The following is a 15410-nucleotide window of genomic DNA, read 5'->3' as shown; positions in this document are numbered from 1 at the left end:
CATGACCTATACAATTGAACTAGATAAGGTAGGACATTCATTTTCTGGTAAACCTGTTTTGAAAAACATTCAGTGTTCGCTCGCTAGAGGTCAGTTGATGGCATTGCTTGGTCATAATGGCGCTGGCAAATCGACACTCATTAAAATTCTATTAGGCTTGATCGAACCACAGCAAGGAACGGTTAATATTCTAGGCTTGCCAATAAAACAATTATGTGGCGGAGTGGAAGTTGGTTATTTGCCTGAAAATATTCAGTTTTATGACAATATGACAGGTAAACAAGTGTTGCAGTTTTTTGCTGACTTAAAAGGCGTGAATACTCAACTTGTTACTTGTACGCTTGAAGAGTTTGGCCTTTTGGAAAGCCAGCATAAACAAGTCAAATATTACTCTAAAGGTATGAAGCAAAGACTGGGCTTTGCTCAAGCAATTATTGCCTCTCCTCAATTGCTCCTATTGGATGAACCTACTGTAGGTTTAGATCCACAAGCATCTCAATTTTTATATCAAAAAATAAATCAGTTAAGAGAGCAAGGATGCTCAGTGGTCATTTGTACTCATGAGTTAGCCTTGATTGAAGAACACATAGATGTCGCATTGATGTTAGGGCGTGGTGAGCAATTAGCTTATGGATCTATTAACGCCTTGGCGGCTCAAAGTGGCTGCATGGTGACGTTTATCGTGCCAAATATAGAGACTCTTGTGTTAAAAAAACCGGTATTGTCCCCATATTATTTTCAAGGAACTTTGCGTTGTTTTCCTGAAGATAAATCGATAGTTATTCAATTGCTTACTGAAATATGTTCAACATATGAATTTGATATTAAGTTACCTAGTTTGACTGATATTTATCATCACAAAATGAAGGTGCAGCGACTTACAACAGGCGGGTTGAGTTTTGCCAATCAGTCTTTTCAGCAGCAGGAGGTAAAAGATGTCATTGCATGTTGAAATGGTCAACATTCTTGCCAGAAAAGAACGTCAAGAATGCATACGTAACCACTGGAGCGTTGTACTATTTGTGTTGTTTGGCGGCTTATCATTTACGGTAACTTTAGCTGGGAGCGCTGTGAGTGGTGAACTGGCTGGTGGGACCCTTATTTCCACAATTAGTAGTTTAACCAGTTTATCGGTATTTATTATTCCGCTCGTAGCAATACTAATTAGTTATGATGCTTTTGTCGGTGAAAGGGAGGCGGGTACCTTGTCCCTTTTACTCACCTATCCGATAAGCCAGATTGATATTTTATTGGGAAAATTTGTTGCTCACGGAGGTTTACTGATAATCGCGATTACACTGACCTATGGTAGTAGTGGACTATTATTTTGGTTGTTAAGTGAACAAGCGGATACAGCACTAGTTATTCGCTTATACGGCCAATTGATTATCAGTAGCTGTTTACTCGCTTTAGTATTTATTTTACTGAGCTATCTCGTGAGTGTTCATGCTCAGCAAAAGGGGAAAGTGTTAGGTTTTTTATTTATGGTGTGGTTTGCTTTTGTTTTGGTATTTGATCTGTTGTTGCTTGCATTACTTGTTGCTGATTTTGGCCTGCAGGCACAGCGCTTCGTTAGTTTGATGATGCTTCTTAACCCTGCTGACATATATCGAGCGATTAATATGTTAGGAATAGATGCCAGTTTTGCTGATAAAGGAGCCTTAAGCCAAATACAGTTAACGGTTCCATTCTTGTTTGGCTTACTTTGTTTGTGGCTTGTTTTACTGTTATTTGCGCTGAAGCATTGTGTTACAAGTGTTGCATTTAAATCCAGTTAGTTAATTGATTTTTCAGTGTTTATTCTGCTTTTACTTAGTTATTTGAGTAAGTTGTCACAGTAATCGTATACCGTCTGAATTATGCTGATCCTATGTCATATTAACCATAAGACTATAGGCGAACAGTGATAAACATAACCTCTTATCTAAAGCTCGCGCCAGATGCGAAGCAACTCATTGATCGTACTAATAATCAGGTTATTGATTTAACATTTTCTGAATCTGCGGTATTAGCGCATTTATTGATTGAACCAGGTGCTATTTCTACTAAAGACTCACTTGTAAAACAGGGATGGCCTGGTCGCGTTGTATCCGATTCTTCATTAACTCAATGTATTAGTACGTTACGTAAAAAGCTTGAACCCTATTCTGAAGTTCAACTAAAGACCATTGCTCGACGTGGTTATCAAATACGTATTGTTGCTAAGTCTCATGTAACGATGTTGGCCGTTAACGATCCGCAATCCATTAAAGCTGCTTTATTTGATGTGTCATTGCTAATTAAGGTTGCGGGCGTAGTCTTCGCGATTATTATCATCGCCTATCAATGGTATTACAGTGACTACCATCAGGTTTTAAAAAGAGCCTCTAGCTGGGATGCTCACTCGAGTATTTCGTTAAATATTGGTGGGGTAAAAGAATCTGTTCCCGTTTTATACCCTAAGAATAAACCCCAGCCCCATGCGTCATCGTGGCAAAAACATTTAGCCCCAGAGAGCAATGAATCTGCTCATTTTGAGCAGTTTAAAGGCTTTGCTCTTGCTGATGATAATATTCATTCATTTGCCGTGTGTTTAGATTTTGAAGAGAATTGCATAAAAACCAATACGATGAATATTGCTGCTACAGATGAGACTCCAGCAGGGTTGAATATGGAGCATTTTTATCAACTGCGTGACAGTATGGAAAATCGTATCCGTGTGAATAGAGAAATACTGCCTGTCGATTATAGTGATGGTGAAATAGATAAACATCACTACTTTTCAGATGTTTATTTTCCCGTTGCCGATAAGTTATTGATTAGAGTCGATATGGGGCTTTCGATGATCTACGAAGCACCACTAAGTGGACAATTTTATTATTCGATTTGCTTAACAGATGAAGATTGTCGAACGACGCCGATAAAGTATAAATTGCGTGGCGACTTTGAGCAGTATCGGCAATCTATTGGTGACATTGAAGTTGATGTCTTTCAGGTGAAGGTAAAGCAAAAAAATATTATTTTACCTGAACAAGTGAGTGAGTCTGCAATGAGCTTTTATCGTGGTATTCGCAAACATCATGTGAAAGATAAAGAGCTCTATTTTTATCGGCTTTATCATGACAATGGCACTGCGGTTTGGATAATCCCGCTATTTAAGAACATTATTACTTGGACTCGTTATGAAAAAGTCTCCTTATAATAAGACTTTCCCCTTTAACCAAAGATGAACGGTTATTTCATCGTCACTTTGCCGCCAATTATTTTAAAAGCAGGCGTGCCGCGAACCAAGGTATCTCGTGCAAAAGGTGTTTCACATTGTGGACACACACAAGGGGTTTTAGTGTAGTCATCTACAATACGTTCTTTGAAGCATTTAACTAATGCACCTTTTCCGCCCTTGCGGTATTTAAATAGCTGGGTTTTACATTTAGCACAAAAAATATCGACGGTGCGGGTTGGTCCTTTAGCGTTTGGTTTAGCCAAAATAGCTCCTGATATCAATGAAGAGTAAATGGTAAATCAAACGCAGTAGAGTTGATAGTGACTAGAACCGATAACCAAAATTTGCGGTTAAAGTATTCGTATCAAACTTCTGATAGGTATAAACCAAAGAAAACTCGTAATTGGGTGCAAAATTATATTGCCAACCTAAGGATGTTAATGCTCCAACACCTTCATTATCAGTATCCACATGCTCATCATCATATCTTAAATTTGCAATGACATTATATTGGGCAATACCTAGTTTAAATAAGAAAGAAGATCGTTGTGATAATGGCTGCGAGTATACAGCCGCAAGACGAAAGCTAGATACTTTATCTATGTATGCACTGGTCAACGGGTTTAAAATAAGAGTGCCAGTTATTTTTTGATACATGTAACCGATTTCGCCTCCCCAACTAGGAGTGAATTGATAACGGTAAGCGACATCATAATGATGTTTTAAGTTTAATCTCTCTTCATCAAAACCATGTACTTCAGCCCAGCGAGATACTCCTAAGCCACCACCTAAACTGATAACGTGATGAGATTCGTCAATAAGTTCCTCTGCTGTGGTCAAAGCCGAAACTTGCAACATAATGATGAGGAATATGTATTTCACTTTAAGTGTCCTTGAACTATCAGCCTTAAAAATTGGCGTGTCTTTATATCAAGGTTAAAAGCCAGTTAGCATGTCATTGACGTTTTAGTTTTTGGGTGATGAAACTATTTGTTTGATTAAATAAAAAAGCCTTCAATATCATATTGAAGGCTTTTTTATTTCCAACTATTTAGTGACAAATTAACACAATCGTATTAACCAAACTCACCACTAACATAACCCTGAGTGCGTGAGTCTTGTGGGTTATTAAATACTTGGTGCGTTTCACCTTGCTCTACTAATTCACCCATCCAGAAGAAAGCTGTTCTATCCGAGATGCGCTTTGCTTGGTTCATTGAGTGAGTCACGATAACAATGGTGAACTTTTTACGTAATTCATCCATTAGCTCTTCAATCTTATGGGTTGCGATTGGATCAAGTGCACTGGTTGGCTCATCCATTAAGATAACTTCAGGCTCCATCGCAATCGCGCGGGCAATACACAAACGTTGCTGTTGACCACCTGATAAACCAAAAGCAGGTGTATTTAGTCTGTCTTTAACTTCTTCCCATAAAGCTGCGCCACGTAATGAGTCTTCAACAACTTTATCTAATACGGCTTTATCTTTAACGCCTTGGGCTTTAAGGCCAAAAGCGATGTTTTCATAAATACTCATCGGGAAAGGGTTTGGCTTTTGAAACACCATACCTACTCGCATTCTTAGGTTTTTTACATCAACGTCGGCATAAATATCTTCACCTTCGAATGCCACAGTGCCTGTAATTTTGACTCCTGCAACCAAGTCATTCATTCGGTTTAGCGTGCGTAGCAGTGTTGACTTTCCGCAACCTGATGGCCCAATTAAAGCCGTCACTTGGCGTGATGGGATGTTAATTGAGATATCTTTTAACGCATGGTTTTCGCCGTAAAATAGGTCTAAGTTGCTTACTTCAAGTTTGTTCATGATCTGGCCTTTAATTAACACGATGTTTTACGTGTTATTACTATTCGTTTGTTTAATGCTAAGAAGATTTATTTAATCGGGTAGCAATGACTTTGGTTGCTAAATTTAGTGCTAATACCAATACAATTAAGATGGTTGCAGTGGCATAAGCTTGATCCCATTCGTGCTGAGTAAATAACTCTTGGGTTAACTTATATAAATGAACAGTCAATGTTCGGCCTGAATCTAATACAGAGTCAGGAATTTGAGTCACCATACCAGCGGTTAAAAATACAGGTGCTGACTCTCCAATAACGCGGCCAGTACTTAAAATGACCGATGTAACAATACCTGGTAAAGCGCTTGGTAATATTAAGCGCCAAATAGTGTAAATTTTACTACTGCCTAATGCATAACCACCTTCACGGTAGCTCATTGGGACAGCCATTAAGGCTTCTTCCGTAGTACGAATGATGACGGGTAAAATCAACATAGCTAGCGTTAATGCACCCGACAAGATTGAAAAGCCTAAGCCTAAGGTCGTGACAAAGAATGTCATACCGAATAAGCCGTAAACAATCGATGGAATACCTGCGAGTGACTCAGTACAAAAACGGATAACTTGCACAATTTTACTGCCAGGCTTGGCGTACTCTGTTAGATATATCGCCGTCATAATGCCAATTGGTGCTGCGAAAGCTAATGACAGTAGTACCATATATACGGTCGATACAATCATCGCCCAAATACCAGAAGCTTCGCCAATGCGGGTATAGGCACCAGTAATAAACTCCCAACTAACATGGCTTAATCCATTTGAAAGAATGTGCCAAACCACCCATAACAAAAATAAGATAGTGATACCGGCAGCAGCCCAAATAGCGCCATGAAGCAATTTATCTTGATTCTGTCTCGATACTAATGAGTTTGATTGAGTAAACTTAGACATGATTAATACGCTCTCTTGCGATTTAGGTATAACAATGAACCGTTAAGCAAAACGATAAATGCCAATAAGACAATACCTGTTGCATACAGTGCACTTGAATGGATGCCTGTTGCGTAAGACATTTCCATTGCGATGTTAGCGGTAAGTGTACGTGCAGGCTCCAATAACGAACCTGGCATAGCCGGTGCGTTACCCATAACCATAATGATGGCCATGGTTTCACCAATTGCACGAGCAACGCCCAGTGCAACGCCTGTAAAGATGCCGCTTTTAGCGGCAGGGATCAGTACTTTAAAAATACTGTATATATGCGATGCGCCCAAGGCTAGCGCACCTTCCTTATACACTGAAGGTAAGGCTCTAATAGATGTTTCTGAAATAGTAATGACGGTTGGCAAAATCATAATTGCCAACACAATGATTCCCGCCAAAATGGTGTTACCAGCAGGAATATTAAAAATCGTTTCAATGGCTGGGACAATAATCACCAATCCAAAAAATCCGTATACAACAGAAGGAATGCCAGCCAGTAACTCAACTGCTGGTCTAACTAAATCTGCTAACCATTTAGGGGCAATTTCTGCCAAAAATACAGCGGTTAAAATAGCAATAGGGACACCAATGATTACAGCACCAGCTGTTGATATCATTGAGGCAACAATCATAGGTAAAATGCCATAAAGTGCTGGTGGCAGCCATTCTTTACCTGTTACAAACTCAGTAACACCTGCTTCTTTAAATGCAGGTAAACCTTCGTTAAATACAAACCATCCGATGGTGGAAACCGATAGTACGCCAACCATAGCGCAACATAGGAAAAGGCCATGAAAGAAAATTTCTTTGATGTCCATGGCTTTTTTTGGTGCAAGTTGCAGTCCTTGTGATTGGACTTTAGTTGCTGTATTCATCATATGCCTCGAGGTCGTACTGATGATTAATCATTTTTAATATTTGATAGAAACTACAAAAGAGGAGCATAAGCTCCTCTTAATATACCGTGGTCAGTTATTACTGAACGCGGATGTAACCTTCTTCAGCAACAATGCTTTGACCGTCATTTGACATGATAAAGTCGATGAAGCTTTGTGCATTCGGGTGTGGCTGGTCATTCACTAAAACGATGAATGGACGAGCAATTTGGTATTCGCCAGCTGCAATGTTTGTGTCAGTAGCTTCAACGCCACCTACACTTAGAGCAACTAAAGAATCATCAACTGAACCAAGAGAGATATAACCGATGGCGTATGGGTTATTCGCAACGATTGTTTTGATCATACCGTTACCATTACCTACTTGAGCTGTAGGTGTAATAGCCGTTACCTTGTGGCCATTAACAGTACGTTGTAAGTCCATGATTTCTTCGAAAGCGCCACGAGTACCAGAACCGTTTTCACGAGTTACTACAACGATTGGACGAGCTTCGCCACCTACTTCGCTCCAGTTTTTGATTTCGCCGCGGTAGATTTTTGAAATTTGTTCTTGAGTTAAGTCTTGAACTGGGTTTGCTTTGTTTACTGCAGCAGCAATACCGTCACGAGCAATAACGATTTCTTTTGTTGTATCGTTTAACTCATTTTCTTTAATGTTACGAGAAGACATACCAATCATGCTGGTGCCGTCTTTCGCTGCACGAATACCAGCAGAAGAGCCAGTGCTTTGTACTTCAACATTCTTTTTAGCAGTGTTTTGATAGTTCTCTGCTAGCACTTCCATAACGTGTGCAACAGATGTTGAACCAGATACTGTCACTGTACCAGCTTGAACAAGAGGTGCCGTCATTAAGCCAACAGCAGTTAATAAACCAATCACTTTTTTCATCACAAATTCCACTTATTATTTGTACTTAAATTTGTACTTAATACCCATCTTGGATATTGAAAGTTAGGGTGCTTCTTTCTCGCTGTAATTTGAAGCGAGTGCATTAAGACAGATCAATATGACAGTTAAGTTACAGTGTTCTTTGTTGAAATTGGATTATCTAAAGTTACCTAAGGTTATGTTTTTTTTATGTTATATTTATGTGTGGCGGATGTGTTTATTAACTATAATTCAGCAAAAAAAACGCTGAATACCTTAAATTGCTATTGAAGGGGTCAAAGCCAAGTATTATTGAAGTGTAATGGTGTTCAATTTGACTGAATAAGCGCAAAATGCTTTTAGTGTTAATCTTGGATTAAGCTTAGGTTAAGGTGGATTTGAGGATTGATGTTATATTGCCGCCAAATTATTTAGCGTAAAAATTTTTATTAAACTTTTATTACACTCAAGCACTGCCAATAATTAAGTTATAAGCTGCGATGTCTTTATAACTTAAGTTTGATTTTGGTGGCCTTCTCAGTTCATTTTCTTATCAAAATAAAAAGGGACGTTATGACCACAGAAATGATTATGATTGGAATGTCTATTTTGATCGTTATTGGCATTTTATTGCATCATCCTTCTCGTACCTTAGGGATCCCGTCGCTATTCATCTTTATGGGAGTGGGTCTTTCACTTGGTAATGGTGAGTTTAATTTTGTTTATGACAATTTGGACAAAACTGCATGGATTGGTGGCTTAGCGCTAAATGTGATTGTTTTTGTTGGTGGCCTTAATACCTCGACGGATAAAATTAAGATAGCGTATAAAGAAGGGGGTGTTTTGGCATCCTTTGGGGTGATATTTACCACTCTCATCTTCGCTTGTATTTTATATTTGCTGCTCGACTTCAATTTTATAATTTGCCTACTATTTGCCGCTGTTGTGTCTTCAACGGATGCGGCGGCTGTATTTTCGATTTTAGAGTCGAAAAAGTTAAAGTTAAAAGAAGAAACCGACACCGTCTTGGAGTTTGAGTCAGCAACCAATGACCCAGTAGCTATGCTAATGGTTATTGTATTAACCGAGATGGCACTGTCTTCAACACAATCGGTTACTGTATCTTCTTTAAGTTTGAGCTTGTTTACTCAAATCGCTGTTGCAATTATTGTCGGGTTTTTAATTGGTAAGCTTGCTGTAACACTGCTAAATAAGATTAGTTTGTCAGAGTATGGCTTGATACCAGTGTTTGTATTAGCCAGCTTTATCATTGCGACTTACGGTGCTGATTTATTGGGGGGCAATATATTATTGGCTTCTTACATTGCGGGTGTCGTTATTGGCAACGGTATTAAAAGAGGGCAGCAAGTTAACTTGCACTTTTTTAACAGTTTATCTTGGTTGGCTCAGGCACTAATGTTTATTGTGTTAGGTCTACAAATATTCCCACAGACGCTGATGACCGTATTCTGGATATCTATACTTCCAGCTTTATTACTCATATTTGTTGCAAGGCCGCTTGCTGTTCAACTGTGCTATTTACCTTTTGTAAAAGCCAGTTGGAAAAAGCGACTATTCATTTCTATGATAGGCCTAAAGGGGGCAACACCTATTGTGTTTGCGTTAATACCTGCTGCAGCTGGTGTTCCAGGCGCAATTGATATTGTGCATATGGTGTTTTTCTTTGTATTATTTTCTATCTTTATTCAAGGTGGAGCGATAGCGCCATTGGCAAATAAGCTAGGACTTGAAAAAGACAAACCTGCAAAGTAGTTTTCTTAATATGAGGCACTAGCTGATAGCGTTAGCTAAGCTGTTTGCCTCTATTTTATTCCAAACTTTGTCATGGAAATAAAAAACAATTGTATTTACGGCAGGTTCTATTAATGCCACAGCACCACCAATGACAATACTTCCAGTTAGTAAATATGTAATGGTGAATGCAACACTGAAATGCAAAATAGCGAAAGTCATGGTTTTTTTCATGTGAACCTCGAGTAAGTTTGTTTTTAACGACTCAAATGATAACAGTTATCATTACCACTTAAAGCGTTTTTTACAAATTAAGTCAAAAGGTTTATTCGATTAAGCTGGAGTATCTCGTCGGGTCGTGTATATCTATCTGATTGAGAAGAATAAAAAAGTCGCTTAAGCGTATCTTAGGCGACTTAATAACGTTTCATTAGCGGATTGAATTAAAACTCGAAGTTAAATCCATACTGTTTAAGCTGCTCGTAAACCACTTTATCAAAACAAAATAATGCGGCAGCACGATGAGCTACGTTCTTTTGTTTTTCGTTGCAATTGATCAATAGATTCATTTTTAATATCTTGCGTCTAAAGTTAGGCTTATCGAGCTTACTGTTAAGAATTGATTCGTAAATCTCTTGTAACTGCAGCAGGGTAAATTTCTCTGGTAATAAATTAAAGCCAATTGGTTCGTGGTGGACTTTATATTTAAGATTACTCAGTGAGCTTTTAATAATTTCTGCGTGATCGAAAACGAGCTGAGGTAAGTTATAGACATCAAACCATTCAATTTCATAGGCGTTATTGCCCATGGCTAAACGTGTTTCATCAAAACGTACTAAAGAATAAAAGGCAACCGTAATGATACGACGGGTAGGGTATCGATCGACTTGACCAAATGCGCCTAGCTGATCCAAATATAAGTTATCGACACCTGTTGTTTGTTTCACAACCCTCGATGCTGCATCTTCAAGGTTTTCATCCATCATTACCCAATGACCAATAAGACCCCACTTGTTTGCCGCTAATCCTCTATTGTATTTCACTAATAGAATTTTCAGCTTACCTTCATGCATAGAGAAAATAAGATTATCCACCGACACATTCGTGATGGTGTTATCTGGCAAAGCTTCTTCTTGGGCTAACTCATTGGCATTTAAAATCGGCTTTACTGTCATCATAGTACCTAGCATATGTAAAACGTTGGCTATATCGGTCAGATATAAAGGTTATTTAGCTTAATCTAATGAAATCACGATAAAAAGAAAAATAAATTTTAATCAATAAGAGTAAATTAAGCGCACTTTGGGCGCAACGAATTCTGTTGTTTACAAAAAATCACTTGAAATGAATCTTGGTTTTAGGAAGATTATATGTAATAGTCATTTTAACAATAAGTTGTGTTTTGTTAGATTTTGTCCGTTTTACCCTATGAAGCGAATCGTGTCCTCACTTCTTAGATTATCGAAATGCGACTTCATTATTACTATTAACATAAAGGGATTGATATGTTTGTACCTGATAATTCGCTAATAAGCTGCGCTGGTTTGAAGAGGTTTGTACCAATACTTGCTTGCCTACTTTTGCCTGTAACTCTGCAAGCCGCTGACGCTAAGACAGAGTTACAATTAAAAGATCATTTTGCTGAACAATTTAAAATCGGTGCAGCATTAAGTGAAGCGCAAATCTTAGATAAGAAACCAGGTGTATTAGATTTGGTTGCTCAGCAGTTTAATAGTTTAACTGCTGAAAATGTCATGAAATGGGAAGAAATTCACCCAAGCCCTCAGCAATATAACTTTAGTACGCCTGATAAATTGGTGAGTTTTGGTCAGAAACATGGCATGTATATGGTAGGACATACATTGTTATGGCATCAGCAGACGCCAGATTGGGTATTTGAAGACGGGAAGGGTAATTTACTTGAGCGTGACTCTTTACTTGAAAGACTACAGTCACATATCAATACCGTGTTAGAGCAATATAAAGGCAAGGTGCAAGCATGGGATGTTGTTAATGAGGCATTTAATGAGGACGGTACACTTCGCGATTCAAAGTGGTTAGCTATCATCGGCCCTGACTATATTGAAAAAGCGTTTGAATATGCACATCAAGCTGATGCTGATATTGCGCTTTATTACAATGACTACAATTTATTTAAGCCTGCAAAACGTAAAGCGGTGGTTAAGTTAGTTAAGCAACTTCAATCAAAAGGTATTCGCATTGATGGTGTTGGGATTCAAGGGCATTATGCATTGGATTATCCTGATTTGAATGAAGTTGAAAACTCAATTAATGCATTTGCTGATACAGGAGTCACCGTTATGTTTACAGAGGTTGATGTATCAGTATTACCCTTTCCAGATGAAGACAATCAAGGCGCAGATATCAGCTTAGATATGGCATTGCAGCAACAGTTTAATCCTTATGCTGACGGACTTCCTTCAGATGTTGAGCAACAACTTGCGCAGCGTTATAAGCAAATCATTGATTTATTTATAAAGCACCAACAAAAAATCGATCGTGTGACATTTTGGGGGGTCGATGATGGTCAAACTTGGAGAAACGATTGGCCAATGACAGGCCGAACAGATTACCCATTGTTATTTGATCGTGAGCTGCAATTAAAACCGTTTGTAAAAGACATCATAAACTAAGTCAGGTTTGATTGAGGGTAAGCATTTATAGTCAAAAGGCGTGGCTTACGATGAAGTAAGCCACGCCTTTTTCAATTATTGGCGAAACAAGTAACTTAAAGTTAATTAAGCTTGTTTTAGTAGTGCCAAGGGAATTTAGAAAAATCTTGGTCGCGTTTTTCTAAAAAGGCATCACGACCTTCTTGTGCTTCATCAGTCCCGTAAGCAAGGCGAGTCGCTTCTCCTGCGAATAGTTGCTGACCGACTAAACCGTCATCTGGCAGGTTAAAGCCATATTTAAGCATACGCATGGCAGTTGGCGATTTGCTGTTAATTTCTTTTGCCCAAGCTAAAGCTTCTGTTTCTAACTCTGCGTGACGAATTGAGCGGTTAACCATGCCCATATCGAATGCTTCATCGGCTGAGTAATTAAACCCAAGGAAGAAAATTTCACGAGCACGTTTTTGACCAATCATTTTGGCTAAGTAAGCACTTCCATATCCAGAGTCGAAACTGCCGACATCAGGATCGGTTTGTTTGAAAACGGCGTGCTCTTTTGAAGCAAGGGTTAAATCGCAAACAACATGTAAGCTATGACCTCCGCCAACAGCCCAACCAGGGACTACAGCAATAACCACTTTCGGCATAAAACGAATCAAGCGTTGCACTTCTAATATATGAAGGCGACCCATACGGGCGACATCAGGTTTACCTTCTTCTGCCCCTTCATACTTATAGCCGTCTTTACCGCGGATGCGTTGATCTCCTCCGGCACAGAAAGAGTGTTGGCCTTTTGCTGATGGACCATTACCGGTAATGAGCACACAGCCAACGTCTGACCATTGGCGAGCATGATCTAACGCAGTATAAAGCTCATCAACTGTTTTAGGTCGGAAAGAATTGAGGCAATCAGGGCGGTTTATCGCAATACGAACAGTGCCTTGATCTTTTGCTCGGTGATAAGTGATATCTTCAAAGTCGAAACCACTAACTGTGTCCCAAAGAGAAGGGTCAAAAATATCTGAAACCTGTTGAGTCATGTTTACTAGCCTTTTTCAAACGATTATCCAAAGGCTAGGCTGATTTAAATCTCAGGTCAATTACAGATGTCGTAAAGCTCGAATTAAATCTTGTCACAGATTAATTGAAGGTTATCTTTACCAAAAATAGGATGTTTTGATCCAAAACCACAATATTCTGATTTAAAATTGGCAACCGATTCATTGTCAGTGAAAATGTCTTTAAACGCGCTAACCTCTTTACCTGACAATCTTTCTATTACACCTGAAGGTATTTTAATGACCTTGTCACTTTTTCTAATGATTTTTGTGCCTGTCATTGAAGATATTTTATCATCTGCATTGTCCATAACTGATTGTATTTCAGCTATCGGCTCATCGAGTTTATCGGTTTCGGTAGCAAAGTAGTAAATTACACCGGCAATCAGTGCGATTAGGATCCAACCTCTCATCATTTAGTCCAATTAAAGTGAATAACCATGAATAATACGAGTATAATATACTCAATTAACACTCTGTAAACGAGTGTGTAGCAGTTTCAGTAGATTATTATTTAAAATATTAACTTTTTCTGCAATCACAATAGAGTTTGCCCCTTTTTAAGTAGTAAGGCATCGAGATGACAAAAGAATCGACATCTAAAGATTTTTCCAAACAAAAGCGGATTAAAATCCATCAGCCAGATGCTAATAAAGCAGATCGTTTCAATCCAAGTAACAGTATTTATGTGCGTGCTGTAACCGGACTTTGGACAACAGTAAGAAGACGTATTGGTTGGGCAACCATGTCATTCTTTCTGATATTGCCATGGTTACCATGGGGAGACCGTCAAGCCGTTTGGTTTAATCTAGGTGAACAGAAATTCCATATCTTTAGTTTGACTATTTGGCCTCAAGATCTGACTTTGCTAGCAGCACTATTTACTATCGCTGCATTCGGCCTCTTTTTTGTGACCACTTATCTAGGCAGGGTATGGTGCGGCTATACTTGCCCACAAACGGTTTGGACGTTCATCTTCATTTGGTTTGAAGAAAAATTCGAAGGTGCCAGAAATAAGCGTATCAAGTTGGATCAAATGCCATGGAGCTTTAATAAACTTTGGCGAAAAACGGCGAAGCATACTTCTTGGGTACTTGTTTCACTATTAACAGCAATGACCTTTGTGTCTTACTTTGTACCAAGTCGTGAAGTCTACATTGATGTTTTCACCCTAAACGCGGATCTAAGCATCTACTTCTGGGTCGTATTCTTTACTTTAGCAACCTATGGTAATGCTGGTTGGATGCGCGAGATTATGTGTATTCATATGTGTCCTTATGCTCGCTTTCAGGCTGCTATGTTTGATAAGAATACCTATATAGTTGGTTATGATGCAAAGCGTGGTGAAACTCGAGGGCCAAGATCTCGTAAAGCAAACCCTGTAGAAATGGGATTGGGCGACTGCATAGATTGTGATTTATGTGTGCAAGTGTGCCCAACCGGAATCGATATTCGAAATGGCTTGCAATATGAGTGCATTAATTGCGGTGCTTGTATTGATGCCTGTGATACGACTATGGAAAGAATGGGCTATGACAAAGGCCTAATAAGTTACACCACCGAAAATAAACTTGAGAATATTAAAGAGACAATTGTTAGGCCAAAACTTGTTGGCTATGGCGTAGCGCTAACAGTCATGATACTCGTCTTTGTATATGCCAGCGCGACTATTGCGCCAGTGCGTATGGATGTCATTAGAGATAGAAATGCTTTATATCGTATTACTAATGACGGGCTTGTAGAAAATACATATACATTGAAGCTGCTTAACAAAACTGAACAAGCCCAAGAGTATCAACTTTCGATGACAGGTTTAGATAACTATCAGTGGACCGGTCCGACAGACGTTTCTATACAAGCTGGAGAAGTATTAACGCTTCCTGTCAGTATTGCGGTTGATCCAGGTGCTTTAGAGCGAACAGTGACAAAAATTAATCTAATTGTGGTTGCAAATATCGATGGAAAGCCTGTTTCTATCAAACAAGAGTCAAGATTTTTTGGTGATTAAACCTAGGTATTATAGGTAAAAGGGGCTGTTTAGCCCCTTTTTTATGCGTTTCGTTCAAAATCTCAGCTGTTAACCCTGTTTTATTAAATTAATTCAATTTAGCCCTTGCACGGTTTTATAATCTCCCTATAATGCGCATCCACTGACACGGCAACAGGCACTAGCCAACACTGAGTCAGCTTGATTTGAAGCGGTTTTAACCACCT

The 15410-nt window shown here is 38.9% G+C and carries 16 protein-coding genes; 6 read left to right on the top strand and 10 right to left on the bottom strand.

The annotated features are described in order from the left end of the window. The first annotated feature begins 1 nt into the window (after position 1). The 3 genes from AN944_RS14870 to AN944_RS14860 all read left to right on the top strand — a co-directional run bounded on the left by AN944_RS14870 (position 2) and on the right by AN944_RS14860 (position 3181). A complete protein-coding gene (locus tag AN944_RS14870; protein ID WP_055025432.1) occupies positions 2 to 952 on the top strand; it encodes an ABC transporter ATP-binding protein in 951 nt (316 codons plus the stop codon). Beyond that, positions 936 to 1778 carry an ABC transporter permease gene (locus AN944_RS14865; protein ID WP_055025431.1) on the top strand — a complete coding sequence of 281 codons (843 nt, stop codon included), beginning with the start codon at positions 936 to 938 and terminating at the stop codon, positions 1776 to 1778. The genes AN944_RS14870 and AN944_RS14865 overlap by 17 nt, the downstream gene beginning before the upstream one ends. A 125-nt stretch (positions 1779 to 1903) precedes the next feature. Further along, a complete protein-coding gene (locus AN944_RS14860; protein WP_055025430.1) occupies positions 1904 to 3181 on the top strand; it encodes a winged helix-turn-helix domain-containing protein in 1278 nt (425 codons plus the stop codon). 32 nt (positions 3182 to 3213) lie between these two features. On the opposite strand, the gene AN944_RS14855 is transcribed toward AN944_RS14860, so the two are convergent. The 6 genes from AN944_RS14855 to AN944_RS14830 all read right to left on the bottom strand — a co-directional run bounded on the left by AN944_RS14855 (position 3214) and on the right by AN944_RS14830 (position 7774). Then, the gene (locus AN944_RS14855) at positions 3214 to 3465 is read right to left on the bottom strand and encodes a hypothetical protein (protein ID WP_055025429.1); all 252 of its coding nucleotides are present in this window, start codon (positions 3463 to 3465) and stop codon (positions 3214 to 3216) included. A gap of 61 nt (positions 3466 to 3526) precedes the next feature. Further along, positions 3527 to 4084, bottom strand: coding sequence for a porin family protein (locus AN944_RS14850; RefSeq protein WP_144430201.1), 558 nt, complete (start codon positions 4082 to 4084; stop codon positions 3527 to 3529). A gap of 194 nt (positions 4085 to 4278) precedes the next feature. Continuing rightward, the gene (gene pstB / locus AN944_RS14845) at positions 4279 to 5028 is read right to left on the bottom strand and encodes a phosphate ABC transporter ATP-binding protein PstB (RefSeq protein ID WP_055025427.1); all 750 of its coding nucleotides are present in this window, start codon (positions 5026 to 5028) and stop codon (positions 4279 to 4281) included. 58 nt (positions 5029 to 5086) lie between these two features. Beyond that, positions 5087 to 5956: a phosphate ABC transporter permease PstA gene (pstA, locus tag AN944_RS14840; protein ID WP_055025426.1), complete on the bottom strand. Its 870-nt coding sequence runs from the start codon at positions 5954 to 5956 to the stop codon at positions 5087 to 5089. A 2-nt stretch (positions 5957 to 5958) separates the two neighbouring features. Next, entirely contained in the window at positions 5959 to 6864 is a 906-nt protein-coding gene (gene pstC / locus AN944_RS14835) for a phosphate ABC transporter permease subunit PstC (protein ID WP_055025425.1), read from the bottom strand. Positions 6865 to 6964: 100 nt separating this feature from the next. Further along, on the bottom strand, positions 6965 to 7774 hold the full coding sequence (locus AN944_RS14830; protein WP_055025424.1) for a phosphate ABC transporter substrate-binding protein: 810 nt from the start codon (positions 7772 to 7774) through the stop codon (positions 6965 to 6967). Positions 7775 to 8326: 552 nt separating this feature from the next. Between AN944_RS14830 and AN944_RS14825 the strand changes: the two genes are divergently transcribed. After that, positions 8327 to 9526 (top strand): potassium/proton antiporter, encoded by a 1200-nt coding sequence (locus AN944_RS14825; RefSeq protein WP_055025423.1) that lies wholly within the window; start codon positions 8327 to 8329, stop codon positions 9524 to 9526. 18 nt (positions 9527 to 9544) lie between these two features. On the opposite strand, the gene AN944_RS14820 is transcribed toward AN944_RS14825, so the two are convergent. After that, entirely contained in the window at positions 9545 to 9739 is a 195-nt protein-coding gene (locus AN944_RS14820; protein ID WP_055025422.1) for a DUF2061 domain-containing protein, read from the bottom strand. Between the two features lie 209 nt (positions 9740 to 9948). Next, a complete protein-coding gene (locus AN944_RS14815; protein WP_055025421.1) occupies positions 9949 to 10680 on the bottom strand; it encodes an NrtR DNA-binding winged helix domain-containing protein in 732 nt (243 codons plus the stop codon). A 330-nt stretch (positions 10681 to 11010) separates the two neighbouring features. Here AN944_RS14815 and AN944_RS14810 point away from each other — a divergent pair, with 330 nt between their 5' ends. Continuing rightward, positions 11011 to 12159, top strand: a complete 1149-nt coding sequence (locus AN944_RS14810) for an endo-1,4-beta-xylanase (RefSeq protein WP_055025420.1) — start codon at positions 11011 to 11013, stop codon at positions 12157 to 12159. Positions 12160 to 12275: 116 nt separating this feature from the next. On the opposite strand, the gene AN944_RS14805 is transcribed toward AN944_RS14810, so the two are convergent. Together AN944_RS14805 and AN944_RS14800 are read right to left on the bottom strand one after the other, a co-directional pair. After that, positions 12276 to 13178, bottom strand: coding sequence for a 1,4-dihydroxy-2-naphthoyl-CoA synthase (locus AN944_RS14805; protein WP_055025419.1), 903 nt, complete (start codon positions 13176 to 13178; stop codon positions 12276 to 12278). A gap of 83 nt (positions 13179 to 13261) precedes the next feature. After that, positions 13262 to 13609: a hypothetical protein gene (locus AN944_RS14800; RefSeq protein ID WP_055025418.1), complete on the bottom strand. Its 348-nt coding sequence runs from the start codon at positions 13607 to 13609 to the stop codon at positions 13262 to 13264. A gap of 167 nt (positions 13610 to 13776) precedes the next feature. Here AN944_RS14800 and ccoG point away from each other — a divergent pair, with 167 nt between their 5' ends. Beyond that, positions 13777 to 15204: a cytochrome c oxidase accessory protein CcoG gene (ccoG, locus tag AN944_RS14795; RefSeq protein ID WP_055025417.1), complete on the top strand. Its 1428-nt coding sequence runs from the start codon at positions 13777 to 13779 to the stop codon at positions 15202 to 15204. Positions 15205 to 15410 lie beyond the last annotated feature (206 nt).

Source organism: Shewanella sp. P1-14-1 (assembly GCF_001401775.1).
GTDB lineage: Bacteria > Pseudomonadota > Gammaproteobacteria > Enterobacterales > Shewanellaceae > Shewanella > Shewanella japonica.
The sequence above is the reverse complement of the archived record's forward strand: the minus strand, read 5'-3'. Positions and strand labels throughout refer to the sequence as shown.